Genomic DNA, 24,539 nt, shown 5'->3' on the forward strand with positions numbered 1-24,539 from the left:
AAATTTACCCTTTGATTGCCAGCCGCCACATGTGATCGAGAGGTCCCGCGCCCTGACCGAGGTCCAGCATTTGAGCCAGCGCCCCCGTCAGATAGTCCTTGGCTCGGCTGACGCTTTGAGCCAGCGGGAAGCCTGCCGCCAGATTGCAGGCAATGGCCGACGAAAGCGTACAACCGGTACCGTGCGTATTGGGATTGGCTATCCGTTCGGCATGGAACCACTGGGCCTTTCCGTCTTCAATGAGGACGTCGGACGCGTCCGCGACATTATGGCCGCCTTTGACGAGAACGGATGTCCCGGTTTGTTCGGAAATGGCGAAGCCCGCCTGTACCATATCGGCTTCATTGCGGACCGGACATCCCCAGAGCATTTCGGCCTCGGGAATATTGGGCGTAATGACGGTCGCCAGAGGGAGCAGCGTTTTGATCAGCGCCTCCTGCGCGCCGGGGGCCAGGAGCCTCGCGCCCGAAGTGGCCGCCATGACGGGATCCGCCACGATGTTTTTCGCATGATAAAAGCGAAGCCTTTCGGCAATCGCTTCGATCAGGGCGCTGTCCGCCACCATGCCGATTTTGACGGCGTCGGGGTAAATATCGGTAAATATGCAATCCAGCTGGTTTTTGAGAAAGGCCGGCGTCACGCCAAGGATATCGCTCACGCCGAGGGTATTTTGCGCGGTAAGGGCGGTGATGGCGCTCATGGCGTACATCCTGTGGGCCGTCATGGTTTTTATGTCCGCCTGGATTCCCGCTCCGCCGCTACAGTCGGAACCCGCAATGGTCAATACTTTATACATCGAAAATCCCCTCCGTTTCATCAAATGTCGTAATGGCCGCGTCGGCCAGCCCTTCGATTTCCTCCCGCGCGTCCCGGTACCAGTCGTCATAGACGGCGACTACCTGATATCCCGCGTTTTTCGCTGTCCTCATGGCGTAGGGGGCGTCTTCGAAGACGACGGTTTCCCCGGGCAACGTGCCCAGACGCTCCCGAGCCCGATCAAAGATCAGGGGTTCCGCCTTCCCGGTCTCCAACTCGACGGCCGTAAACATATCCGGTATATAGGCCGAGATTCCGCAACGCTCGAGGGCAGGCGCCAAAAGCCAGCGAAAATTTGAGGTAGCGATACACATGGGAATGCCTCGCGCCTTCAGCTTTGCCAAAAAAGGCAGGACGCCGGGCTTGGCTTCCACGGTAAAGGCGTAAAACTCCCGGACCATGTCCGTGATTTCTTCCAAAATCTGCGGGATCTCCCCGGGCAGGCCGTAGGTCTTTTTCAAGTAAGCGGCCACTTCCGCCATCTCCAAGGCCTGAAGGGTTTGCGAAAGGCCCGCCTCGGCTTCGACGCCCCGTTTTCGCAGGAACATCGCCCCCAGATCCTTCCAGATTGCCATGGAATCCAGCAGCGTCCCGTCTGCGTCAAAAACCGCCCCCCGTAGCTTGATCATATTTTCCTCACCCTCACGATGTCCTCAATCGCCGTTTTCAATGCGCGACATTCGCGCTCGATATCCCGCGCCGCGAATACGGCCGATACCAGGGCGACCCCGGCGATTCCCGTATCGCACAACGTCGGCAAATTTTCTTTCGTAATGCCCCCGATGGCGACGACAGGGATCCGGACCGCCTTGCAAATGGACGCCAGCGTCTCTTTTGAAACGGTTATGGCGTCGGGTTTCGTGGCCGTGGGAAATACCGCGCCGACGCCAAGATAATCGGCCCCCTGCGCTTCGGCGCGCAGGGCGTCTTCAACAGTCTGGGCGGAAACGCCCAGCAGCATATCCCCGGGGATCCGCTTCCGGACAACCTCCACGGGCTCGTCGCTTTGCCCGATATGTACCCCGTCCGCTCCCGTGGCGATGGCGATATCCACATTGTCGTTGACGATAAAGGGAACGTCGTAGCGGCGGCACAGATTCTTTATTTCACGGGCTTCCGCGAGGAAATCCGCAAAAGGCAGGTCCTTTTCCCGCAGCTGTACGCAGGAGACGCCTCCTTTCAAGGCGGATTCCACCTGCAGGGCCAGGGAGTTTTCCCCGATCCAGGCCCGGTCCGTGACCGCGTAAAACGTCAGATATCCGCTATCGGAGCGCATATTTCGCCCCCGCTTCCAGCGCCTCCCCCGTCATGGCGTAGACGGCGTCCAGCAAATATTGCCGGAAGGCGCCGTTTCCGTCTTTTTCCGTCATGCGGGCCCGGGCGGTCTCTCCGGCGAAACCCATGGCGACAACGGCGGCCGCGGCCGCGGTCAGCAGATCGTCGGGATTTGCGGTGAGGTAAGCCGCGACCAGGGCCGAGAGCATACAGCCCGTGCCGGTGATCCGGCTCATATCGGGATGACCGTTCCGGATCACATAGGCCGTATCTTTGTCGGCCACAAGGTCGATTGCGCCCGTGGCGATAATGAGCGCCCCCGTTTCCCGGGAAAAGCTCTTGACAAAGGAAACCGCGTTCTCAAGATTTTCGTCGGTCACCTTGTCGGCCACGTTGGCGTCGACGCCCTGGGTCCCCGAGGTTCCGGCGGCAATGGCTTTGATTTCCGAGATATTTCCGCGAATGGCGGTAAATCTGATTTCATGAAGCAACCCGGTCGCCGTTTCCGTCCTGAGCGTCGAAGCCCCGGCTCCCACGGGATCGAGCACGACCATGTGCCTGAGTTCGTTGGCTTTCTTGCCCGCCGCGAACATGGCGGGAATCGTGCGCCGGTTGAGCGTCCCGATATTGATGGCGAGCCCCCCGCAAATCGAGGTAATATCAGCGGCTTCGTCGATCTCGTCGGCCATGATGGGGGCCGCCCCCGAGGCCAGCAGGATATTGGCCACGTCGTTGACCGTGACGTAATTCGTGATGTTATGAATCAGCGCGCCGTTTTTCCGTAAATTTTCCAGTTTTTCCTTAAACATGAAGAACTCCTTTCATAAAAAATTTTCTGACCACAATACACAGTCCACCCGTAAGTATCATCACGGGAAGCGTATTTCCAAGAGGGGTGTCGATCTTCAGAAAGATCCTGTACAGGACGAAGCCCACGAGCCAGATCAGAAGATTGCCCAAATCATAAGCCTTTTTCCCGGCGTCCCGCCCGAGGATAAAATAATCGACGATGAGGATCGCGATCATCGGCGCGAAGACGGAGCCGATCAGATAGAGGAAGCCCTCCATTCGCGTAATCGGCGTAAAAACCGCGAGCAGTATCCCCAGAATGCAAACAAGGGCGGCCGCGGGCTTTTCCCGGAAATGCCGGGAGACGCTCTCGCTGCTGACTCCAGCCGACCAGACGTCCAGAAACGTCGTCGTTACTGTGGAAAAGACCACGATGAACAACGCAATGGCGGCAAGCCCGACGCCCGACATGATCTTGGCGATATCGCTTTCTCCGGTGTAGAGGGCCGCGCCCATGCCGATGGCGTACATCCAGCAGCTCGTCGCGAAATAGACGAGAGCGCTGACGGCAGGGGCTTTCCCGGGATCCTTTGAAGAGCGGGTGTAATCGGAGATCAAGGGGAGCCACGAAAGGGGCATGGCGGCCGAAAGTTCCACGGCGACCCCGAAAGAAAGCGCTTCCGCCGAGGGCAGCGATTTTCCCCCCTTGAAGACGATCGTGGAGAGAACCAGCGTCAGCAGAAAGAGCGCGCTCATGGCCGCGAGATTCAATTTTTGCAAATGCCTGAAATCAATGAGGATCCAGACGAGAACCAGCGCCCCGATGGCGCATTCCCAGAGAGAGACCCCCAAAAAAGGCGCGGCGGTCGCGGCCGATTCCCCGCCCGAAGCGATCATGATCGCGGTCCAGCCCGCCAGTTGCAGCACATTCAGCAGGGAAAAAAGCAGCGAGCCCTTTTGCCCGAAGGAGATCTTGACGGTCTCCATGGCGCTTTTTCCGGTCCTCGCCCCGATGACCCCCGCGAGATAGAGCAGCCCGCAGCCGATTACGTGCCCCGCGATAATGGCGGCAAAACCCTTTTTCAAACCCAGCGGCGCGAAAAGCGCTCCGGTCAGGATCTCGGCGATGGAGACCGCCGCCCCGAACCAGATCAGGCCCTGGGACAGGGTAGAGCTTTTCTCTTGTTCCATAATTCCTCCTTTAGTATGGGGAACAGGGGGAAATCCGACGGATTCGGCTTATTTTTTCCGACAAAAAAGGTTGAAATATGAATTTCAACCTTTTACGTTTGCTGTCAAAACTTCCTACGGCGGCATTATCCGCATCAGGTCAAAAGGGTCGAATAAATTCCTCTCAGCCGGTCCCCCGGCTCCCCTGTTTCTTGATTATTCGGTTTTTTTGATCTTCAGGTATCGGAGGACGTCCCCGCGAAGGGATCCGTAAAGGTCCTGCCCGCGAATTCCGTATCCAGCGTGTAGATCTGACTCACGTTGTCGCCGATCAACCGCAGCTTGGTGAGAATTTCATTGGCCGTGGCCTCTTCCTCCACCTGCTCGTTCACATACCACATGATAAAGTTGTAACTCGCGTGGTCGGCTTCTTTGAGGCTGACCGTGGCGATGTTGTTGATAAGATCCGTCACATGCTGTTCGTGCTTCAAAACCTGCTCATAGACTTCGACCAGCGTCTTCCATTTGCCCTCGGGCTTTTTTACCGCGTCGAAGGACGGCTGATAATCCCGGTCCAGAAGAAAATCGTAAATGTGCGTCCCGTGGGCCATCTCTTCCTTGGCCTGAATCCTGAGCCAGTTGGCGAAGCCCTTGAAGCCCTGAATGTCCGCCCAGGCCGACATGGCCAGATAGAGATAGGCCGAGTAGAATTCCGCGTTGATTTGGTCGTTTAAAACCTTTGCCACTTTTTCTTTAATCATAGCTCACTCCTTTGTGTCAATGTCTCTTTTCCCAATTATACCACATTTTTTCTTTTATGCAACAGAAAGATTTTTCAGCGATTTTACCGCATATTTTACCGCTTTTTTCAGAAAAAATATTTTTCAGCTTTTCAAAACAAAAATTTTGTGCTATAATATTAAAGCTGTGCGGATGATCGCGCAGCAACTTGACGGAATGTAGTTCAGCCCGGTAGAATGCTTGCATGGGGTGCAAGAGGCCGCTGGTTCGAATCCAGTCATTCCGACCATGAAAACAACAAAGCCTCTCGGAAACTCCGAAAGGCTTTTTTCTTTCAAAAAATCCTTACTTGTTGACCACTTTCCCCGAAATGCCAAAAATATAAAAAAATATAAAATTTATAAAATCCAATAAATATTGAAAACAGGCGTGACAGTGTTTATTTTATGGATTGATTTCAAATTTGTAACAATTAATGGTATATGCAAAGTAATAAAAAACATCCGATGACTTTTTCTCATGAGAATTCTCCGCCCGGAAATTTGCTTTTTTTTGAAAAGCGTACTATAATAAGAGTGACGATAAAGAAAACGTCGGAAATTTATCCCTACACAGGAGCGCGACATGATCATCGAAAAGACGAAATCCATGCGGGAGCAGGCTTATGAAATCCTGAGAAAAATGATTCTCGACGGGGAAATCCCGCCGGGAGAACGGATCAAGGAAATCGAGTATTCCCACAAGTTTCAGATCAGCAGGACCCCGATCCGTGAGGCCTTGAGGATGCTGGAACTCGAGGGTCTCGTGGAAAACAACGACACGGGCGGCGTTATTGTGAAAAAAGTCACGGGCGGAGAACTCCGGGAGCTCTACCGGATCCGGATCGCGCTCGAAGACATCGTGCTGGAGGAAGTTGTCAAATACGCGACCGAAGAGGACATCGCGGTCATTGAGCGGATTATCCGCGATACGGCGGAGCAGATGAAGAAAAAGAACGACAAAAATGTCTTTCGGCTCTTCTCCCGCTTCAATCTGGAACTCCACCGGATTTCCCGCTTGCAGAGGGTTACGGACATGGTGAAAAACATGACGTCCTACCTTGAGCAGATCCGCCGGATGTCCATAGAAAACAAGGACAGACAGCAGGCGGCCTTCGCCGATCATTCGGAAATGCTGGAGCTCATCAAAAACAAAGACCTCGACCGGCTCCTTGACCTGAATCATCGGCATCTGACCCGGTCCATGGACTTTGTTTCGAAATACTTCGGCCAGATCAACGAGCCCAAAGCTGAATAACCGTCAAAACCGCCATAATAAACCGCACAGCATTATAGCGGTTTTCTTATATCAGACATTTTGATTTGAAAGCGAACATTAAACGCGTTATCCATACCATTTGACCATAAAAAATACAAAAATTTCAGTTGACATCCGGGTAAAAATGTTGTATATTCATACTAAGACCTGTACACTGAATACTGTATCCAAAGTTTTCGGGAAGCAGCGTCATTGAAGGGTTTGAGACGGGATATACGCCTTTTTCCGGTAAAAGGAGGAAGCATTATGTCAGCAGTAAAAATCACGGAAACCTGTTTGCGGGACGGACACCAGTCCCTCCTGGCCACAAGACTGAAAACATCCGAGATGCTACCGATCATTGAAAAAATGGACGAAGTCGGCTATCACGCCATGGAAATCTGGGGCGGGGCGACCTTTGACTCCGCCATCCGCTACCTCAACGAAGATCCCTGGGAAAGACTCCGGGAAATCAAGAAAAGAACGAAAAAAACAAAGCTGCAAATGCTTGTGCGGGGCCAAAATTTAGTGGGATACCGGCATTACGCCGACGATGTCGTGGAGCTCTTCGTCGCCAAATCCATTGAAAACGGCATCGACATCATCCGGACCTTCGACGCCCTCAACGATCTGAGGAACCTCGAGTCCTCCATCGCGGCCACAAAGAAGTACGGCGGCCACTGCCAGGGTTGTATCGCCTACGCCACGAGCCCGGTCCACACGATAGACTATTATGTGAATAAGGTCAAAGGATTGGAGCAACTGGGCGTGGATTCCATCTGTATCAAGGATATGGCGGGGATCCTGCTCCCCAACGAGGCCTACGCCCTGATCAAAGAACTCAAAAAAATCACGGCGCTTCCCATCGAGATGCACACCCATTGCACGAGCGGCGTGGCGCAACTCATGTACCAGAAATCCGTCGAAGCGGGCGCGGATTGCATCGATACGGCCATTTCGACGCTTTCCAGCGGAACGAGCCAGCCGGCCACCGAAGTTTTCCAGGCGACCTGGCAGGGGACGGATCTCGATCCCGGGCTCAATATGGCCCTTCTCGAGGAAATCGCCGATTATTTCAAGCCGATCCGGGCCGAATACGTGAAAGAGGGCATTTTGAAAATCAACGCCATGTATACGGACCCCAAGGCCCTGATCTACCAGATCCCCGGCGGCATGCTGTCCAATCTCATGGCCCAGCTCGAAGGCATGAAGGCCTTTTCCAAATACGAGGCCGTGCTGAAGGAAGTGCCTCTCGTGAGAAAAGACCTCGGCTATCCGCCGCTGGTGACGCCCATGTCCCAGATGGTGGGCGCCCAGGCCGTATTTAACGTCATGATGGGCGAACGCTACAAAGTGGTCCCCAAAGAAATCAAAAACTATGTCAAAGGTCTCTACGGACAGCCGCCCGCGCCCTTTGACCCCGAGATCCAGAAAAAGATCATCGGCGACGACGTCCCGGTGACCGTACGCCCGGCGGATCTTTTGGCGCCGGAGCTCCCGAAATGTCAGGAAGAAATCGGCGCCCTGGCCAAAACGCCCGAAGATCTCCTGATGTACGCGATTTATCCCGATATCGCGAAAAAATACCTGGAAACCAGATAAAAAAACAGAAAACATCTCCATAAATGAGGTAAAGCAATGAGCAGAACAGGCATTTGCGGAAACGAAAAGGATTCGGACGTCCTTGTGACCGTCGATCTCGATCACAGCGGCGTCGACATTACCCTCGACTCCAAACTGAAAAAAATGTTCGGCCCCCTGATGGTACAGGCCGTAAAGGACGCGCTGGCGGAACTGGGCCTGGAAAACGCCGCCGTCACGGTCAAAGATTTCGGCGCTTTGGATTTCGCGATCCGGGCCCGGGTCAAGACCGCCGTCAAACGGGCGCAAAGGGGAGGCGATGGGAATTGCTGAAAAAATCCAAGCGAACCATGCTCTTTTCTCCGGCCGATACGCCGAAGAACCTCTTTACGGCCCATCTTTACGGCGCGGACTGCGTGATCTTCGATCTGGAGGACGCCGTCAAATACGCCGAAAAGGACGCGGCCCGGGATTTGCTGGCCGAGGCCTTGCGCGTCATGGACTACGGCGATACCCAGATCTACGCCCGGATTAACCCGCTCTACACGGAATTCGGCCGGGCCGACGTGGAGACCCTCGTCCCCGCGGGCCTGCGGCGGATGCGCCTCGCCATGTGCGAGAAGCCGGAACAGGTCAGGGAGCTCGACGCGCTTTTGACGGAACTTGAAACAAAATACGGAATAGAACCGGGTTCCTGCCAGATCCAATGCTCGCTGGAAACGCCCCTGGGCGTCACAAACGCCTTGGCCGTAGCGACGGCCTCCAAAAGGGTCGAGTCCGTCTCCTTCGGGGCCGAGGACTTTACCCGCTCCATCGGGGCCCAACGGACCAAGGCGGGGAATGAGATTTTCCTCGCCCGGAACATGGTCGTCATGGCGGCCGCCATCGCGGGCGTCGACGCCGTGGATACGGTCTGGGCCGACATCAATGACGAGGCAGGGTTCCGGGAAGAAGTCCGGATGGCCATGAACCTCGGATTTGCCGGAAAATCCTGCATTCACCCATCGCAGATCAAAATTGTACACGAAGTCTTTACGCCCTCGCGGGAGGAAATCGAAAAGTCCCTCGCGATCCTCGAGGCGGCAAAAGACGCGGATATCGAAAAAGGCGGCGTCATCACCGTAAACGGCAAAATGGTGGATATTCCGGTGATCGCCAAAGCGGAAAAAGTCGTGCGTCTCGCGAGGGGCGCGGGCATTATTGCATGAGGAGGAGCGATATGGCAACGGAACAGCAAGTAATTACAAAATCCGGGATTACGCTCCCGTCACGGATCGACGGCTACGGCGAGGTCAAACCCTTCGCCGGAGCCTTCGCCACGGCGCCTCAGGGAAAAAAATACGCGCCCGCCAAGGGGACTTGCCCGCCCGGGACCGTCAAAGTCCTCGGAAATATCGCGGAAGCCATCGAAAAAACAGGTCTCAGAGACGGTATGACGATTTCCTTTCATCACCATTTGCGAAACGGCGACTATGTCCTGAACCTCGTGATGGATGAGATCGCCCGTCTCGGTATCAAAAATCTCACGATTTGCGCCTCTTCGTTGACCAACGCCCACGAGCCGCTCCTTGAGCACATTAAGTCCGGCGTGGTTACGGGGCTTCAGACCTCAGGTCTGCGGGGAGGCATCGCCAAAGCGGTCTCCCGTCAGAATATTTTAGGGAAACCGGTCATTTTCCGGACCCACGGCGGCAGAGCCCGGGCCATAGAGGCGGGCGAGACAAAAATCGACGTGGCCTTTGTGGCGGCGCCGGTCAGCGATCCCATGGGCAACATCAACGGTTGCGAGGGAAAATCGGCCTTCGGTTCCATGGGCTATCCCATGGTGGACGCCGGCTACGCTGAAAAGGTCGTTGTCATCACCGACAATCTCGTTCCCTTTCCGCTGAAACGGATCAGTATCCCCATGACCCTGATCGACTACGTCGTTCCGGTGGAATCCATCGGAGATCCCGAGCAGATCTCGGCGGGCGCGATCCGGATCACGAAAAACCCGCAGGAACTCCTGATCGCGGAGCGGGCCGCCCAAGTCCTTATCGCGGCCGGAGCCGTCAAAAACGGCTTTTCGTTCCAGGCGGGGACCGGAGGGGCTTCTCTCGCGGTTTGCCGCTTTATCAAAGACTATATGCGGGAAAATCAAATCAAAGGGTCTTTCGGCGCAGGCGGCATTACGGCCACCATGGTGGAGCTCCTCAATGAGGGCTATTTCGAAACCCTGCTCGATACCCAGAGCTTTGACGACAGTTCGGCCAAATCCATGGCCGTCAACGCCTCCCATGTGGAGATGTCGGCCTCCATGTACGCCAACCCCCACAACAAGGGCTGTACGGCTCATATGCTGGATATCATGATCCTCTCGGCCACGGAAATTGACGAGGAATTCAACATCAATTCCCTGACGGATTCCAACGGCACGATTATGGGGGCTCTGGGCGGCGCGCCCGATACGGCGGCCGGGGCAAAACTCACTCTTGTGGTCGCGCCCTCCATGCGAAAGCGGATCCCCATTGTGAAGGACCATGTGACGCATATCAGTACGCCCGGCGAGACCGTGGACGTCCTTGTGACCGAACGGGGGGTCTGTGTCAACCCCAGGCGGACGGATTTGATCCGGGCGCTGACGGAAGCGGGGATTCCGCTGAAAAGCATGGCGGATCTGCGCCGGGAAGTGGAAAAGCTGACCGGAGTACCGGCAAAACCCGAATATACCGACGTCATCGTCGGCGTCGTCGAATACCGGGACGGAACCGTCCTTGACGTCATTCGGCAGATCAAAGAAAATCAATAAATTCAATACTACATTAGAGAATACATTCCGTGGGAGGCGCCCGATTGGACGGAAAATGGAAGCGGACAGCGCTCATATTCTGTGTGATGTGCAAGCTGGGGTGTTTTACCTTCGGCGGCGGGTGGAGCATAATCGCTCAAATGCAGACTGAATTTGTAGAAAAACGGCCCTGGCTGACCGAAGAGCAGATTGTGGACTTCACTTCCCTCGCAAGGACCTTTCCCGGGATCATGGTCATCAATTTCGCGGTCATGTCGGGCTACACGCTGGCGGGAATCCCCGGCGCATTTGCGGCGGCCGTGGGTCTGTCGCTGCCGGCGGTGGTCGCCATCGGCCTTGTGACATACTTTTACGCAAGCCTCAAGGGAAATCCCCGGGCGGAAAAAATCCTGAACGGCGTCCGGGCCTCGGTAATCCCCATTATTCTCTCCGCGGGCATCAAGCTCTGGAAAGCCGCGGTCAAAGGGAAAGCCAGCCGGATACTGCTCGCGGTCTCCTTCGCGCTCTGCGCCTTTACCGGCGCAAACAAGCTCCTTGTGATCGGGCTGGGCGTCGCGGCGGGACTCGTCCTCTGGAAAAGGAGGCGGTCCTGATGCTGTGTCTGCTGCTCTTCCTGTCCTTCGCGAAAATCGCCTTTTTCAGCTTTGGCGGGCTCACCATGGTTCCGGTCATCAACGACGTCGTCCTCCGTTACGGCTGGATGACGCCGACGGAAGTCATGGACATCGTCGCCATCGCGGAAATGACGCCGGGCTCTCTGGGGATCAACTGCGCGACCTTTGTGGGCCTTCGCGCGGGCGGCATACCGGGCGCGCTTTCGGCAAGCCTCGGCGCCATGGTTCCCTCCCTTACGCTCTGCATGGTCGCGACGTACTTTATCATGCGGCTTCGCGGCAATACGCTTCTGGAGACCGTTATGGCCGCCATCCGGCCCGTTTGTCTCGGCATGATCTTTGCGCTCATGATTACCCTGGGGAAAACGACATATTTTGCGGCAACCCTCGGCGTCCGCTGGAATCTTGTCCTGATCGGCGTCGTCGCGGGATTCTGCCTTCTGAAAATCCGGTTGACCATACCCAAAACCATACTCATCTCAGCGGTACTGGGTCTGCTTTTGGGATAATATACCATACTACACACTACAAAATTTTAAGGAGAGTTGTTATGAAGAGAAGAAATGTCATCTTGATGCTGCTTGCGCTGATTTTCGGCGTCTGCGCCACGGCTTCCGGAAAAGCCGCCGGCGATTGGAAATGGGAACGGAAAATTGAGATCATCTGCCCCTGGGGCGCCGGAGGCGGAGCGGACACCACGCTTCGGGCCTTTACGAGCGCGTTGGAAAAAGTCATCGGCGTACCCGTAGTCGTAAACAACAAAGCTGGCGCGGGCGGCGTGACAGGCGTTGAATTCGCCTCGAAACAGCCCACGGACGGCTACACCTATGTGCTGTGCACTCCCTCGCCGCTGCTGGCTCAGATTACCGGCCAGACGGACTATGACGTGTACGGGACGATCCACCCGCTGACCCAGCTGGTACACGACGTGAACATTTTTGTGACCAGCAAAGATTCCCCCTACAGCACCTATGAAGAACTGAAGGAATACTGCAAGAAGAACCCCGGCAAGGTAAAATGCGGCGTTATGACCATTACGGGTCTCGACGCGGCCTGCGTCGCCGCCGCCTGGCAGGGCGACGTGGAAGCGGTGGCCTATACGGAAGGGGCCCAGCTCAACGCCGACATCCTCGGCGGACATGTGGCTCTGGGCTGCGTAGGACCCGCCGAAGTATCGGCCCTGATCGAATCGGGCGACATGAAAGCGATCCTGAGCTGCACGGAACAGAGACTGACGCTGCCGAAGCTGGATAAAGTGCAGTGCGCCGGCGAAGTGGGCTTGAACGCCTTCTTCGGACCCGCCAGAGGGATTTTCTACATCAAGGGAACGCCCGAAGCGGCGCTGAAGGCCTTCGAAGCGGCTGCGGAAAAAGCCGTTGCCAGCAAAGAATTCCAGAATTGGGCCAAGGAACAGGGCCTGGACCAGAGACCGGGCTGGAAGAACACGGCCGACTATCAGGCCGCCTGGGATAAAGATTACAAGGATCTTTCCGCTTTGTTCGGCAAGAAATAAAGCCTGCTTTTCAGGAATCTCCGGATGGGGAGTGCGACCGTACTCCCCATTCTTTAAAAAAAGGAACAGGTGAATGTGAATGGATATACTCTTTTCCGGCGCGCTGCTCATTTTTTCCGTCTATTGCTTTATTCTCGTGGGGACAACGTCTCCCGCGCCGACGCCGACGGAACTGGGCGCAGCCTTTTGGCCGCGGATTATTTTATTCTTTCTGATCGTTTTGACGATCGTGAATCTGTACAACATTTTGAAAAACGCGAAGCAGGAAAAAAAGGACGCCAAAGCGCTCTTTGCCGATCTGAATCTCAAGGCCTTTGTCAGGAGCAAGCTCTTTGTGGGGATGATCCTCGTGGCGGCAATGGCGCTGCTTTATTCGAAAATCGGCTTTATTCCCGTCAGCTTTTTGTTTTTGTTCTCTTACGGCCTCTTGATCGGCGCGAAACAAAAGGGAAAACTGGTCCTGTTTTCGCTGGTCATCACGGCCATTATCTATGTGCTGTTCCAGGGGGCGCTGAAAATCATGCTGGCCCGTGGAATCGGACCTTTCCGCAGTTTTGCGCTCTTTACGGAAAGCTTGTTGATGTTTTGAGGAAGGGGGAGATGACTTATGTTTAAATTACTGGTTATGGGTCTGAAAATTGTACTTACGCCCTCGACCTTTCTGCTGATCGCCGCGGGGACCATACTGGGGACCGTATTCGGCGCCATGCCCGGCGTATCGGCGGCCATGGCCGTGGCGCTCTGCCTGCCTTTCGCCTACGCCATGAATCCGGTCGTAGCCATCGCCTTTATGAGCAGCGTCTATTGCGCGGCCATTACCGGCGGCGGCATCACGGCAATTCTGTTCAAGATCCCCGGAACGCCTTCCAACGCCCCGACGACCTTTGACGGCTATCCCATGGCCCAGCGGGGGGAAGCGGGCAAGGCCCTGGGCTATTCCTTGATCGCCTCCGCCGTAGGCGGACAGCTGGCGGCCCTGGCCATGGCCCTGGTGACGCCGCAGCTGGCCAATATCGGGCTTAAATTCGGCCCTTCGGAACTCTTTGCCGTAGCCTTTTTGGGGCTCTCGGTGCTTTCGTATCTCGACAGCGACAAGATGGTCAAAACCTTGATTTCGGGACTTCTGGGGCTTTTTCTCGCCTGCGTCGGCATGGATCCCATGCTGGGCGTACCGAGATTCACCTGGGGAAATTCCACGCTGCTGTCGGGAATCGAGATGATCCCCATTATGATCGGGCTTTTCGCCGTGACGGAAGTATTGAAGGAAACCCAGGACAGGAGCAAGCTTGAAGCCCTCGACACGAAAAGCGACGGGAAAATGGCGACGGTTCTGCCCTCATTCCTCGAATTGTGGAAAACAAAATGGACGATGCTGCGATCCTCCACGCTGGGCACGATTGTCGGGATCCTACCCGGCGCCGGCGCGACCATCGCGTCATTTCTGTCCTATGCCATAGAAAAAAAGGTCGGGAAAAACGCCAAAGACCTGGGAACCGGGATCCCCGACGGCATTGTGGCCTCGGAATGCGCCAATAACGCCGCCACCGCAGGCTCCATGGTACCGCTTTTGTCTCTCGGCATCCCCGGCGGCAACGCGGCGGCCATTATGCTGACGGCCCTTGTCGTCAAGGGCGTGCAGCTGGGCCCCATTCTCATGAAGACCCAGCCTCGCTATATGGCGGCGGTCTTCGGCTCCATGTTCCTGACCAATATCATCATGGTCATCGTATCGATGCTGATCGCCAAGATCTTCGCGAAAATTTTGGGCGTCCCCTATTATATTCTGGGTCCCGTGATCATCATGCTCGCTACGATCGGATCCTACGCCCTCGCCAACAATACCGGCGACGTGGTCCTGATGGCGACGGCCGGCATTATCGGCTACGCCTTCGTAAAGCTCGGTTACAATCCCGCCGCGCTGGTGCTGGGGCTTGTGCTGGGGCAAATGTGCGAGTCCAATTTCCGCCGGGCCTATACGCTCACCAACGGCAATATGAAGGCGGTTTTCGCGAGACCGATCACCGCGGTTATCGTGCTGATCTGCGTCGCCATGCTGCTGACGCCGCTGTTCAAGTCGCTTGTCGGAAAAAAGAAAGCGTAAACTTAAAAACCGCCGTTTCAAAACGGCGGTTTTTTTCCGGATTTTTCCCCAGAAATAGCGCAGGGACGGCAACAGCCGCCCCCTGTGTGAGATCTATCCCATAAAGGATCTATATGGAAAGAATCTATTGTTTCCTGTTATTTCCTTTGGTTCTACCATATTACCATATTTTTGGGATTTGTCAAGGGGAATTTTATTTTTTTTTGTCTTATTCGACGCTGACGAGATTGACCCTCGAAACGCCGTCGATCTCGCTGACCCGGCGGATAAAGCCTTCGATGCTGATATTCATTTCGCTGACGTCCATGCTCATGGTCACCACGGCCTTCGTATGGATCGGAATATTCTGGTTGATCGTGATGATGTTGCAATTGGAGGAGAGCACAAGACGCAGCACATTGGAGAGCACGCCTTTTTTGTGGTGCAGGATAAAGGAAATCACCGCCTTTTTCTGGATCATATTGCTTGTCGGCAAGAATACGTAATCTTTGTATTTATAATACGTACTCCGTGAAATGCCGACTTTTTTGGCCGCCTCGCTGACTTTGAGGAATTCCTTTTCCTCCATGAGGCGGTTGACTTCCACGACTTTGAGGAACACGTCAGGTAATACGCTTTTGTCCACAATCAGGTAATTGTCCAGCATTTTGTCCTCCTCTCCGGTAATGTTTGAGCCTCTTTCTACAGGAATGTCGCGCCGTTCCGGTCCGTTTTCAGGAGTTTCGCGGACCAGCCGCCCTTGAGCGCTTTGAGCTTTTCTTCAATAATGGCGGCGCTTTGGTCTCTTTCGATGACGTTCATCAAGGTGGGGCCGCTCCCCGAGATGAAGAAGCAGACGCTGTCCGTTTCCCGGCAAAGGGCCCTGACCTCTTCGTATTCCGGGATGAGTTTTTTGCGGTAGGGCTCGTGGATGCGGTCGTCCATGACGAGGCGGAGCAGATCGCAGTCGTAATTTTCAAAGGCCTTGAGGATAACGCCCAAACGCGAAAGGCTGTAGACGACGTCGGCCCGGGAATAGACCTCGGGGAGCGCCTGCCTCGCCTCTTTCGTTTGCGTCTCAAAGTCCGGGATCAACGCGAGAAAGGAAAAACGCTCGTCCATCCGGTATCGCTCAAGATACGCGCGCCCCCCCGCCGTGCATGAGGCCGTAAGTCCGCCGTAGAGCGAGGGCGACACGTTGTCGGGGTGGCCTTCGATGGCGGTCGCGATGGAAAAGACATCCTTGTCGTTGACCTCAGTTCCCGTGAGGCCGTAGGCGCCGAGGATGCCCGCGACGATACAGGCCGAAGAACTGCCCAGCCCGCGGGAAACGGGTATTTCAGACTTGATTTGGATCGACACGCCGGGAACGCTTTTCCGCAAATGGGAAAGGCCCGCGAGAAAACTTGTGTAGACGAGGTTGTTTTTGCCCCGGTATTTTTCTTCACAACCGGTGATCTCAAGCCCTTCGGCGATTTCCGTGAACGTAAAATCCGCGTAGAGGGCAAAGGCCATGCCCAAGGTATCAAAGCCGGGGCCGATGTTGGCGCTCGTGGCGGGGACTCTGACCGTAATCATGAGCGCATCCCCCCGAGGGCCTTGAGGACCGAAGCGGCCATTTGGGAAATATCGACAACGCCGTCATGGAGGACAGGTTTTGTCTGTAATGTTTCGAGACTTCGGGGAATGGACGTCCCCGTGAGCTCAGCCAGTCTTCGCATCTGCGCGAAGGGATCGGCCGTCTCTTGCGGGCCGTCGATGGCCGTCAGCACATCCGTCGCGAATTTGTACGGCGAGGCCGTGGAAAGGATCACGGTCCGACAGCCGCCCAAAAGTTCGGACCGCCTGTTCCGGCAATCTTCAAACGCGCGCCAGGCCACTGCCGTATGCGGATCGAGCACATAGCGCTCTTTTTGAAAAACCTCGCGGATTGTCTGTCGGGTGGCGTCATCATCCGCGCAAGCCCCCGCGAAGATCTCACGGATCGTTGAAAACAGTCCGCCGCCCGCTTGATAGACGCCTTTTTCCCTGAGGTCGCCCATGAGACCCGCCACCTTGGCGTGATCGCCTCCGCTTGCGCCGTAAAGCAGGCGCTCGAGGTTGCTTGAAATCAGAATATCCATCGACGGGGAAATCGTCGTCAGAAAATCCCGCTTCCGGTCATATCTGCCCGTCTCTAAAAAATCCGTCAGGACGTTATTGGCGTTTGACGCGCAAATAAAGCGGTTTACCGGCAGGCCCATGCGGTATGCGTACCAGCCTGACAGGATATTGCCGAAATTCCCCGTGGGGACGACGAAATTGATTTTTTCACCGGCCCGGATCACGCCTGAGTCCACAAGGCGCAGGTACGCCCACACATAGTAGACGGTCTGGGCGGCCAGACGGCCGATGTTGATGGAATTGGCGCTGGAGAGCTGAATATTTGCGGTATCCAGAGCCTTCAAAAAAGCGGCGTCCCCGAAGAGGGCCTTGACGCCGCTCTGGGCGTCGTCAAAATTCCCGCGGATCGCTGCGACGCCTACGTTCCGGCCTTCCTGGGTCAGCATTTGCAATGCCTGGATCCGGCTCACTTTCTCATGGGGGTAAAAGACGAAAATTTTCGTGCGGGGCGCGTCCTTGAAGCCTTCTAGGGCCGCTTTACCGGTATCTCCGGAGGTCGCGGTCACGATGAGGATGTCTTTTTTGAGTCCCGTCGCCTCAAGGGACAGCCGGATCAGCTGGGGCAACATTTGCAGGCCGAAATCTTTGAAGGCGCAGGTGGGCCCGTGAAAGAGTTCCAGAATATGCGCTTCCCGCAGGGCCGTCAAATTCGCCGGTTCCGCCGCGGCAAATTTACCGTCATAGGCTAAAGATACGGCTTCCGTCAGGGCTTCATCGGGAAAATCCAGAAATTTCCCCAAGACCGCTTTGGCTGTCTCCGCGTAAGATTTGCCCTCCAGAGCGCGCCAATCGAGGGGCGATTCGGCCGATTGTTCAAGAACAAAGAGGCCGCCGTCGGGGGCGAGACCCTCCAAAATGGCATTTGCCGCTGATTTCCGGATGTTTCCGGATCTTGTGCTTTCGTAAATTTTTTGCATTTTGCGTTTCCTCCCGAATATTCGTGAAATTATCATTGACCAATTCCACTGTTATATGATACAATGTTTTTACAGAAAATACAAGTGTTTTTCCTGTAAAGACATTTTTTTATTTTGCAAGGGGGAGTACAGCATGAAGATAGCCATATTGGGGTTTGGAACGGTTGGAAGCGGCGTTTATGACATCATCACCAACCAGACATCCCCGCTGTTGGCCAACATCAAAGTTGCAAAAATCCTGATCCGGAAAGGGAAAGAGAAAAAACTGCCGATTATGGTCGATGACATCGCGGATATCGTAAATGATCCCGAAATTGCCCTCGTTGTGGAAAGTATGGGCGGGCTCCATCCCGCGTACGAATACATCAAACTGGCCCTGACTCATGGAAAGCATGTGGTCACGGCCAATAAAGCCGTTTTGGCGAGAAATATCGCGGAATTTGAGGCTTTGGCCAAAGAAAACGGCGTATTTTTGTCTTTCGAGGCCAGTACGGCGGGGGGCATCCCCTGGATCGCCTCGGTGGAAAAGGCCCGTCGTATCGATGCCGTTTCACGGTTTTACGGGATATTGAACGGGACGACGAACTATATTCTGGATTCCATGGACGAGCGGGAGGAAGATTTTGCCGACGCCCTGGCAAAGGCCCAGGAATTGGGCTACGCCGAGGCCGATCCTTCGGCGGATATCGACGGGGTCGACGTTAAAAATAAAGTCGTCATTTCCTGCGCCATCGCCTTCAATTCCGTCGTCGATATTGATTCCTTTCCTTGCTACGGCATCCGGAACATCGACAAGCGGGATATCGCCTATTTCAAGCGGGAAAACCGCATCGTGAAGCTGATCGGCGAGGCCAGCCGCTTCGGCGACAAGTATGAGGCCTTCGTGATGCCCAACGCCTTCACCCGGGACGCCATGGAAGCCACGGTGCGCCGGAACCTCAATATCGTCACGCTCTGCGGCAGCACCATCGGGGAGCTCAAATTTTACGGTCAGGGCGCGGGCAAATTTCCCACGGCAAACGCCGTCATACAGGATATTCTCGACATTTTTTCCGAAAAGACGGAATATACCATTGACGTCAAGCGGAAAATCGACTATGATGATACGCAAAGCAAAAACAACTATATATTGAGAACCGGCCGGGCGCTGACGAATCCTCTGTTTCGCGCCGTGATCCCCTTTGAGGGGCTGTACTACCACCATGCCGACGGCCTGACGATCCGGGAGATGCGGGGGCTGGCCGAGCAGGCCGGTGAAGCGGACAAGCGGTTCTTTATCATAAAACAAGCGGATTTTTAGGAGGCCTCATGCTGAAAATTGTGAAATTCGGCGGCTCGTCGGTCGCCAACAGCGAACAGTTCAAAAAAGTCAAAGACATTGTATTATCCGATGAAAGCCGGCAGTTTGTGGTGATCAGCGCCTCAGGAAAGGGAAAGGGCGCCGACAACAAGATCACGGACCTGCTTTTTTTGTGCCACGCCCATTTGGAGTACAATATCGCCTGCGACAACATTTATCAGATCATCCGGGACCGGTTTACGGGCATCAAGCGGGATCTCGACCTGACGTACGACATTGAGGGGGAATTGGATCTGATCCGTTCCGAACTCAATAAAGATACCGATATCCATTACCTCGTGAGCCGCGGCGAATACCTGACGGCCCTCCTGATGGCGGAATATCTGGGCTATCACTTTGTGGACGCCAAGGACCTGATTTTTTTCAATTATGACGGAACCATCGATTATCCGAGGATCAAAAGCAAGCTCTCGGAGATCACGAAAACACAAAGCAAGCTGGTGATTCCCGGCTTTTACGGCTCCCTTCCCAACGGGGCGCTTCGGATCATGTCCCGGGGCGGCGGCGACGTCACGGGCTCCATCATGGCCAATGTGGTCAGCGCCGATATCTATGAGAATTGGACGGACGTTTCGGGGATTCTGACCGCCGATCCGCGCATCGTGAAAAACCCCCGGCACATCAACGCCATTACGTACAGCGAGCTCAGGGAGCTCTCGTACATGGGGGCCAGCGTGCTCCACGAGGAAGCCGTATTTCCCGTAAAAGAAAAAAACATCCCGATCCATATCCTGAACACGAACCGGCCCGCCGACGAAGGGACCTATATTTTCGATAAATGCGAGGACAACGAGCCCGACAATATCGTAACCGGCATCGCGGGGAAGAAAAATTTTTCCATCCTCACGATCCAGAAAAACCGGCTCGAAAACAAAGTCGGAATCATCAAAAAAGCCCTCGATATCCTGGAAAAATACAGAATTCCCGTCGAACACATTCCGACGGGGATCGATTCCTTTTCCGTGATCGTCGACAACGCCAAAATCAAGCCGAATATCTATGAAATCATGATGGAGCTGAAAACCAATTGCGAGGCCGATGACGTCTCGATTATCGAGCATATTGCCCTGATCGCCACCGTGGGACGGAACATGAAACGGCGCTCCGGCGTCTCAGGACGGCTCTTCAGCGCCCTCGGGAAGCGGGGAATCAATATTTACGCCATTTCCCAGACCAGCGAGGAGATCAACATCATCACGGGCGTGGCCGAAAGCGCCTACGAAGATACGATCCGGGCCATTTACGAGGAATTTGTGGGGTGCACAAAATAATTCGTGCATTTACTTGACGTAGCCTCTAATTTGTGATAGTATGTATCTATATCTCAATAACGAGGTGATTAGCATGTCCGATACAACAAATTTGAGTATTCGAATAGATCGCAATTTAAAAGAAGAAGCGGATAAAATTTTCAATGATCTCGGTATGAACCTGACAACGGCAATTACCGTTTTTATCCGTCAGGCAGTTAGACAGCGGAAAATACCGTTTGAGCTGACTTTGGGAGAAAATGAATCCGCACGAAAAATTACGATGGCGGAAGCAGTGGCTGCCACTGAGCGGATTTGGCAAGCTTCCATCAAAAATGGGACCGATAAGATGACGCTTGCGGAAATTGAGGCGGAAATTTGAAGCATTATCCGAAAGAGGATTTTATCAAGACGCCGACGGAATTTCTGTCATTATGTACGATGTCAGAGAAATAAAGGCCCTCCCTTAATCGTGGCATGAATTTTGAGCTGAAGCGCAAATAAAAAGGAGGAATGTTCAGGATGGACGCAGATATCATCAGAATAATGGACTGCGGGCAGGTTATTGAAATAAGATATGAAAATTGTATACAATATGCCGGACGCGACAGTATCGGGGGCGTTGCGTTGGGATTCCGACTGATGCAGCGGGCGATACGGGATTTGAGTCCCGGGATCATTCCCGAAAGAAAGTCATTCAAGATCAGAACCTGCTTTCCGGGACCCGGGACGAAGGACGCTGTAGAATTCATCACTAGGGCGGTAACAAGAGGGGAATATCTTGTGGATCAGGCGTTCCTTCACCAGGCGCCTGAAGCCGTGATCGGCAGATTGGGTTTTGAGGTGACAATCGGAGACGCGACGGCGCGCTATGTGACCATGGACGGCGCAATGAGCGAAGAATTCATCCGTATCGGTCGCCTGAACAAGACTGACAGGATCACGTTCGAGGAAAAGCTGCGCTGGACCCAACTCAAAGAGAGTCTGGCGCGGACGCTTATGGACACGCCGACGGAAGTGACGATTTTGCGGTTGGAGTAGACCCTAAGCAAATAAAAAATCCCCCTTCAACAGGGAGATTTTTTTTATTTGCTTTTGGCTGCCCTTATTTCGTTAAAATCAGCGATTTGATATCCACTTTCTTCTCGATCATCCCGTTTTGGAGCATGAAGTCCATGGTTTTTTCCATGGCGCTGACGTCGCTGTCCCGTATCGTGTTGTCAAAATCGTAGAGCGGATACATTTTGAGCACGGCCTCTTTATCGAGGTCGGTCTCTTTGGCGCTGAGGGCGATCACTTCGTCGTAATTTTCCGCCATGTACGCGAGGATATCCTTTCGCGCCTGGAGAAACGCTTCCACGACTTCCGGATTGCTCTTCAGGTATTTTTCGCTGGTCGCCGACACAATTACGGGATCAATGAGCCCTTCGCCGGTCGCGACGATATAATTTCCGGCGAGTTCCGCGTTGTAGGCGGCGGGTCCCGCAAGCAGCGCGATGTCTATGCTGCCGTTATCGAGGGCCGCCTTGGCGTTGGGGATGTCCATCTTGATAAATTCCACATCGGACTCTTTCAAGCCGTTTTTGGCCAGAAACGCCAGGAGCAGCTCATGCAGGATGGTCCCCTTGGGTCCCGCGACCTTTTTCCCTTTAAGAGAAGCCGCGTCCGTCGGAATTTTTGTCTTGGAAAACAGCATATACGCGCCGGGCGCGCGGCTGTAGACGTCGATGATCTTGATGTCCAGACCGTTTGCGGCGGCCAGAATGACCGACGTCGCGCCTACCGCGTGCAGAAACTGGATATCTCCGGACGCCAGCGCGTTTGTCTGGTCCGGTCCCGCCGTCAGCGTGGAGTATTCCACCTCCAACCCCCATTTCTCAAAGGCTTTCTGAAAAATTCCTTTTTCCCTTTCCACAATGGACGGCACATTCAGCGGCGATTTTACGTAGGTCACGCCGATTTTGTCCTTGGAAAAGGCCAAAGCGCACAACAGCAACATACCGACAACGACTAAAACTTTTTTCATGATTCTCCTTTCATCTTTCGTCTGTTTACTTTAATTGAGTTAAAATGTCCTGTTTTACCGTAATCATTTTCTGATCAAGCAGGTCCCGCGGATAGGGATAGTCTTCGAGAGAATATTCTTTTTTCACGCCGCCCCGCTCAAAGATGATGATTTTCTTTCCCAATAACAGACTTTCGTCGATATTGTGAGTCACAAAGACGATGTCCTTTTGGGTCAGCGCCTGGATTTTCAGCAGTTCCCGCTGCATGGCCTCTCGCGTGAAATAATCCAGCGCGGCAAAGGGCTCGTCCATCAGAATGATGTCCGGCTCATAGAAAAAGGCCCTCGCGATGGCTACCCGCTGCTGCATGCCGCCTGACAGCTGCGCGGGCTTCGCCCGGGCGAAATCCTTTAACCCGACGAGCTCAAGCCACTTCCATACGTTTTCCCGATCCGCTGTCGAAGGTTTTTTTCCGAGGACGACCGCGATATTGTCATAGGCGCTCAGCCAGGGCAGCAGACGCGGCTCCTGGAAAACGAAGCCGATTCTTTTGTTGCCGGGGATTTCCAATACGCCGCCGTCTATGGATTCAAGTTCTGAAAGCATACGCAGAAATGTCGTCTTTCCGCTGCCGCTTTTCCCCAAAATGGCGGTGATTCCCCCGATGCAGCATTCGAAGCTGAGGCCTTCAAATACGCTGATCGTCTCATGATCAATGACAAAGGATTTGTTGAGATTTCTTACTGCTATGCCGCTAATTTTGATCCCCTCCCCAGTTGAATCGCTTCAACATCAGCTGAAACAGCAAATCCGTCAAGAATCCCGTCAGGCCGATAAAGACAATGCCGACAATAATTTTGTCCGAGCGGGACATCTGCTGGGCGTCAATGATGAAATACCCCAACCCGGCTGAAGCGGCCACCATTTCCGCTCCGATAATGGCCCGCCAGGCGTATCCGAGACCGATGCGCATGCCGACCACAATATCCGGAATCGCGTTAGGCAGGATAATTTTCGTAAAGCGCTTCCATTTTGAAAAGCGGAAAATTTTCCCGACCTCAAGGAGTTTCGGATCGCAACTTCCGATGCCTTTTTTGATGCTGAGAAACATCGGGAAAAAGGTCGCGAGGAAAATGATGATCAGCTTTGTCGTTTCGCCGATCCCGAACCACAAAATGAGGAGCGCGATCAGGGAAAGGGGCGGCACATGCCGCATAAACTCGAAGATTCCCTTGTACCAGCCGAAGGTCTTTTCTTTGATTCCCGCCAGAGCGCCAAGGATAAAAGCCGCGCCGAAAGAGAGGGCATAGCCCGTAAACACGCGTTTCACGCTGGTTCCCACATGTTTGGCGAGTTCCCCGCTCCGGAGCATTTTCGCGAAGGCGAGGGCCACTTTTTGCGGACTCGGAAACACATAACTGTTCCAGACGCCCGCTTGGGACAAAATCTGCCAAAGGCACAGCAGAATCAACAGAAAGACAAGGCTTTTCGTTTTCGCGCGCAGAAAGCTCATGGGATCCCATCTCCGTTATGGCAACCGTCCGGACAGTACAGCAGCTCAATGATTCTGATCCCGCCAAGATCCGGATTGCCGCCCAATTGATCAATTTTTTCCTTCGAAGGCAACGAAAGGACAGCGTCGGCGTATTCGGCGAAGAACCCCGGCGGAATGGGACTCTCCTTCAAGTCCGACGGCATGGTCTCGATTTGATAAATCCCAACGAATTCCTTCCAGGTAAAAAATCTTGTCCCGGAAAGGCCTAAGCGCTCTCCGTAAGCTTTGAGCGAATCGCAGGGCGTGACGATATACAGGCGGCCTTTTCCGGCGTACCGCCGGTGGATTTCCAGCGCGGATTCGATCAGAATCGGGTGGATCGCCGGCGCCGCGAACGAGTCGGGCCCGTGATTTTGCAGGAAATATTCCCGCGCCTTGGGGCAGCGTCCGTCCAAAAGACATTTACCGGCTTGTTCCAGCGCCCTTCGGTATTTGGATTTGACCAGGTCCGTGATTTTCCGGCGGCAGGCCACGACATGAAAGCCCTTCGCTGAAAGCTCGTTTTCAAGAGAATCCGCGGGGTACATTGCCGTAACGACCGGATTCAGCCAGAGATAATTTTCCATACTGCCCACCGTTTTGTGATTTGTGACGTTACTATTATAGAACATTTTATTTTAAAAGT

At 54.3% G+C, this 24,539-nt stretch carries 28 protein-coding genes, 1 tRNA gene and 1 riboswitch; of the genes, 15 read left to right on the forward strand and 14 right to left on the reverse strand.

Annotation, left to right across the window (positions count from 1 at the left end; all coding sequences use genetic code 11):
• Positions 1-4: 4 nt before the first annotated feature.
• From thiD to LBQ97_00705, 7 genes are all read right to left on the reverse strand, one after another.
• The gene (thiD, locus tag LBQ97_00675) at positions 5-796 is read right to left on the reverse strand and encodes a bifunctional hydroxymethylpyrimidine kinase/phosphomethylpyrimidine kinase (GenBank protein ID MDR1831231.1); all 792 of its coding nucleotides are present in this window, start codon (positions 794-796) and stop codon (positions 5-7) included.
• Complete coding sequence (locus LBQ97_00680; protein MDR1831232.1) at positions 789-1,445, reverse strand: HAD family phosphatase; 657 nt, start codon at positions 1,443-1,445, stop codon at positions 789-791. The genes thiD and LBQ97_00680 overlap by 8 nt, the downstream gene beginning before the upstream one ends.
• Positions 1,442-2,092, reverse strand: a complete 651-nt coding sequence (gene thiE, locus LBQ97_00685; protein ID MDR1831233.1) for a thiamine phosphate synthase — start codon at positions 2,090-2,092, stop codon at positions 1,442-1,444. The genes LBQ97_00680 and thiE overlap by 4 nt, the downstream gene beginning before the upstream one ends.
• On the reverse strand, positions 2,079-2,900 hold the full coding sequence (gene thiM, locus LBQ97_00690; protein ID MDR1831234.1) for a hydroxyethylthiazole kinase: 822 nt from the start codon (positions 2,898-2,900) through the stop codon (positions 2,079-2,081). The genes thiE and thiM overlap by 14 nt, the downstream gene beginning before the upstream one ends.
• Complete coding sequence (gene cytX / locus LBQ97_00695; protein ID MDR1831235.1) at positions 2,893-4,071, reverse strand: putative hydroxymethylpyrimidine transporter CytX; 1,179 nt, start codon at positions 4,069-4,071, stop codon at positions 2,893-2,895. Before cytX ends, thiM begins: the two co-directional genes overlap by 8 nt.
• Positions 4,072-4,165: 94 nt before the next feature.
• Positions 4,166-4,267, reverse strand: a riboswitch (TPP riboswitch).
• A 19-nt stretch (positions 4,268-4,286) separates the two neighbouring features.
• Positions 4,287-4,811: a ferritin gene (locus tag LBQ97_00700; protein MDR1831236.1), complete on the reverse strand. Its 525-nt coding sequence runs from the start codon at positions 4,809-4,811 to the stop codon at positions 4,287-4,289.
• 16 nt (positions 4,812-4,827) lie between these two features.
• Entirely contained in the window at positions 4,828-5,037 is a 210-nt protein-coding gene (locus LBQ97_00705) for a hypothetical protein (GenBank protein MDR1831237.1), read from the reverse strand.
• Between LBQ97_00705 and LBQ97_00710 the strand changes: the two genes are divergently transcribed.
• From LBQ97_00710 to LBQ97_00760, 11 genes are all read left to right on the forward strand, one after another.
• Positions 5,004-5,080: transfer RNA gene (locus tag LBQ97_00710), tRNA-Pro, on the forward strand. The two genes, LBQ97_00705 and LBQ97_00710, sit on opposite strands and share 34 nt — an antisense overlap.
• A 335-nt stretch (positions 5,081-5,415) precedes the next feature.
• Positions 5,416-6,087 (forward strand): GntR family transcriptional regulator, encoded by a 672-nt coding sequence (locus LBQ97_00715; GenBank protein MDR1831238.1) that lies wholly within the window; start codon positions 5,416-5,418, stop codon positions 6,085-6,087.
• Between the two features lie 267 nt (positions 6,088-6,354).
• Positions 6,355-7,689, forward strand: a complete 1,335-nt coding sequence (locus LBQ97_00720) for an oxaloacetate decarboxylase subunit alpha (protein ID MDR1831239.1) — start codon at positions 6,355-6,357, stop codon at positions 7,687-7,689.
• Positions 7,690-7,725: 36 nt separating this feature from the next.
• Positions 7,726-8,001, forward strand: a complete 276-nt coding sequence (gene citD, locus LBQ97_00725; GenBank protein ID MDR1831240.1) for a citrate lyase acyl carrier protein — start codon at positions 7,726-7,728, stop codon at positions 7,999-8,001.
• Positions 7,995-8,876, forward strand: coding sequence for a CoA ester lyase (locus LBQ97_00730; protein MDR1831241.1), 882 nt, complete (start codon positions 7,995-7,997; stop codon positions 8,874-8,876). Before citD ends, LBQ97_00730 begins: the two co-directional genes overlap by 7 nt.
• 11 nt (positions 8,877-8,887) lie before the next feature.
• A complete protein-coding gene (citF, locus tag LBQ97_00735) occupies positions 8,888-10,456 on the forward strand; it encodes a citrate lyase subunit alpha (protein MDR1831242.1) in 1,569 nt (522 codons plus the stop codon).
• Positions 10,457-10,500: 44 nt separating this feature from the next.
• Entirely contained in the window at positions 10,501-11,049 is a 549-nt protein-coding gene (locus LBQ97_00740; protein MDR1831243.1) for a chromate transporter, read from the forward strand.
• The gene (locus LBQ97_00745; GenBank protein ID MDR1831244.1) at positions 11,049-11,579 is read left to right on the forward strand and encodes a chromate transporter; all 531 of its coding nucleotides are present in this window, start codon (positions 11,049-11,051) and stop codon (positions 11,577-11,579) included. Before LBQ97_00740 ends, LBQ97_00745 begins: the two co-directional genes overlap by 1 nt.
• A 41-nt stretch (positions 11,580-11,620) precedes the next feature.
• Positions 11,621-12,583 (forward strand): tripartite tricarboxylate transporter substrate binding protein, encoded by a 963-nt coding sequence (locus tag LBQ97_00750; protein MDR1831245.1) that lies wholly within the window; start codon positions 11,621-11,623, stop codon positions 12,581-12,583.
• Between the two features lie 79 nt (positions 12,584-12,662).
• Positions 12,663-13,172, forward strand: coding sequence for a tripartite tricarboxylate transporter TctB family protein (locus LBQ97_00755; protein MDR1831246.1), 510 nt, complete (start codon positions 12,663-12,665; stop codon positions 13,170-13,172).
• Between the two features lie 18 nt (positions 13,173-13,190).
• Positions 13,191-14,684 carry a tripartite tricarboxylate transporter permease gene (locus tag LBQ97_00760; GenBank protein MDR1831247.1) on the forward strand — a complete coding sequence of 498 codons (1,494 nt, stop codon included), beginning with the start codon at positions 13,191-13,193 and terminating at the stop codon, positions 14,682-14,684.
• 208 nt (positions 14,685-14,892) lie between these two features.
• On the opposite strand, the gene LBQ97_00765 is transcribed toward LBQ97_00760, so the two are convergent.
• The 3 genes from LBQ97_00765 to thrC are packed head-to-tail and all read right to left on the reverse strand — an operon-like array spanning position 14,893 to position 17,743.
• A complete protein-coding gene (locus tag LBQ97_00765; GenBank protein MDR1831248.1) occupies positions 14,893-15,330 on the reverse strand; it encodes an ACT domain-containing protein in 438 nt (145 codons plus the stop codon).
• A 35-nt stretch (positions 15,331-15,365) separates the two neighbouring features.
• The gene (gene thrB / locus LBQ97_00770) at positions 15,366-16,241 is read right to left on the reverse strand and encodes a homoserine kinase (GenBank protein ID MDR1831249.1); all 876 of its coding nucleotides are present in this window, start codon (positions 16,239-16,241) and stop codon (positions 15,366-15,368) included.
• Positions 16,238-17,743: a threonine synthase gene (gene thrC / locus LBQ97_00775; GenBank protein ID MDR1831250.1), complete on the reverse strand. Its 1,506-nt coding sequence runs from the start codon at positions 17,741-17,743 to the stop codon at positions 16,238-16,240. The genes thrB and thrC overlap by 4 nt, the downstream gene beginning before the upstream one ends.
• 133 nt (positions 17,744-17,876) lie before the next feature.
• Between thrC and LBQ97_00780 the strand changes: the two genes are divergently transcribed.
• The 4 genes from LBQ97_00780 to LBQ97_00795 all read left to right on the forward strand — a co-directional run bounded on the left by LBQ97_00780 (position 17,877) and on the right by LBQ97_00795 (position 21,394).
• Positions 17,877-19,043: a homoserine dehydrogenase gene (locus tag LBQ97_00780; protein MDR1831251.1), complete on the forward strand. Its 1,167-nt coding sequence runs from the start codon at positions 17,877-17,879 to the stop codon at positions 19,041-19,043.
• Between the two features lie 8 nt (positions 19,044-19,051).
• A complete protein-coding gene (locus LBQ97_00785) occupies positions 19,052-20,374 on the forward strand; it encodes an aspartate kinase (GenBank protein MDR1831252.1) in 1,323 nt (440 codons plus the stop codon).
• Between the two features lie 73 nt (positions 20,375-20,447).
• Positions 20,448-20,735, forward strand: coding sequence for a type II toxin-antitoxin system RelB/DinJ family antitoxin (locus LBQ97_00790; GenBank protein ID MDR1831253.1), 288 nt, complete (start codon positions 20,448-20,450; stop codon positions 20,733-20,735).
• 245 nt (positions 20,736-20,980) lie between these two features.
• Positions 20,981-21,394, forward strand: coding sequence for a hypothetical protein (locus LBQ97_00795; protein MDR1831254.1), 414 nt, complete (start codon positions 20,981-20,983; stop codon positions 21,392-21,394).
• Between the two features lie 64 nt (positions 21,395-21,458).
• On the opposite strand, the gene LBQ97_00800 is transcribed toward LBQ97_00795, so the two are convergent.
• The 4 genes from LBQ97_00800 to LBQ97_00815 are packed head-to-tail and all read right to left on the reverse strand — an operon-like array spanning position 21,459 to position 24,480.
• Positions 21,459-22,379: an NrtA/SsuA/CpmA family ABC transporter substrate-binding protein gene (locus tag LBQ97_00800; protein MDR1831255.1), complete on the reverse strand. Its 921-nt coding sequence runs from the start codon at positions 22,377-22,379 to the stop codon at positions 21,459-21,461.
• Positions 22,380-22,404: 25 nt separating this feature from the next.
• Entirely contained in the window at positions 22,405-23,061 is a 657-nt protein-coding gene (locus LBQ97_00805; GenBank protein MDR1831256.1) for an ABC transporter ATP-binding protein, read from the reverse strand.
• A gap of 52 nt (positions 23,062-23,113) precedes the next feature.
• Entirely contained in the window at positions 23,114-23,872 is a 759-nt protein-coding gene (locus tag LBQ97_00810; protein ID MDR1831257.1) for an ABC transporter permease, read from the reverse strand.
• Complete coding sequence (locus tag LBQ97_00815; GenBank protein ID MDR1831258.1) at positions 23,869-24,480, reverse strand: hypothetical protein; 612 nt, start codon at positions 24,478-24,480, stop codon at positions 23,869-23,871. The genes LBQ97_00810 and LBQ97_00815 overlap by 4 nt, the downstream gene beginning before the upstream one ends.
• Between the last annotated feature and the right edge of the window lie 59 nt (positions 24,481-24,539).

The sequence above is a fragment of the Fusobacteriaceae bacterium genome (assembly GCA_031272775.1).
GTDB lineage: Bacteria > Fusobacteriota > Fusobacteriia > Fusobacteriales > Fusobacteriaceae > JAISST01.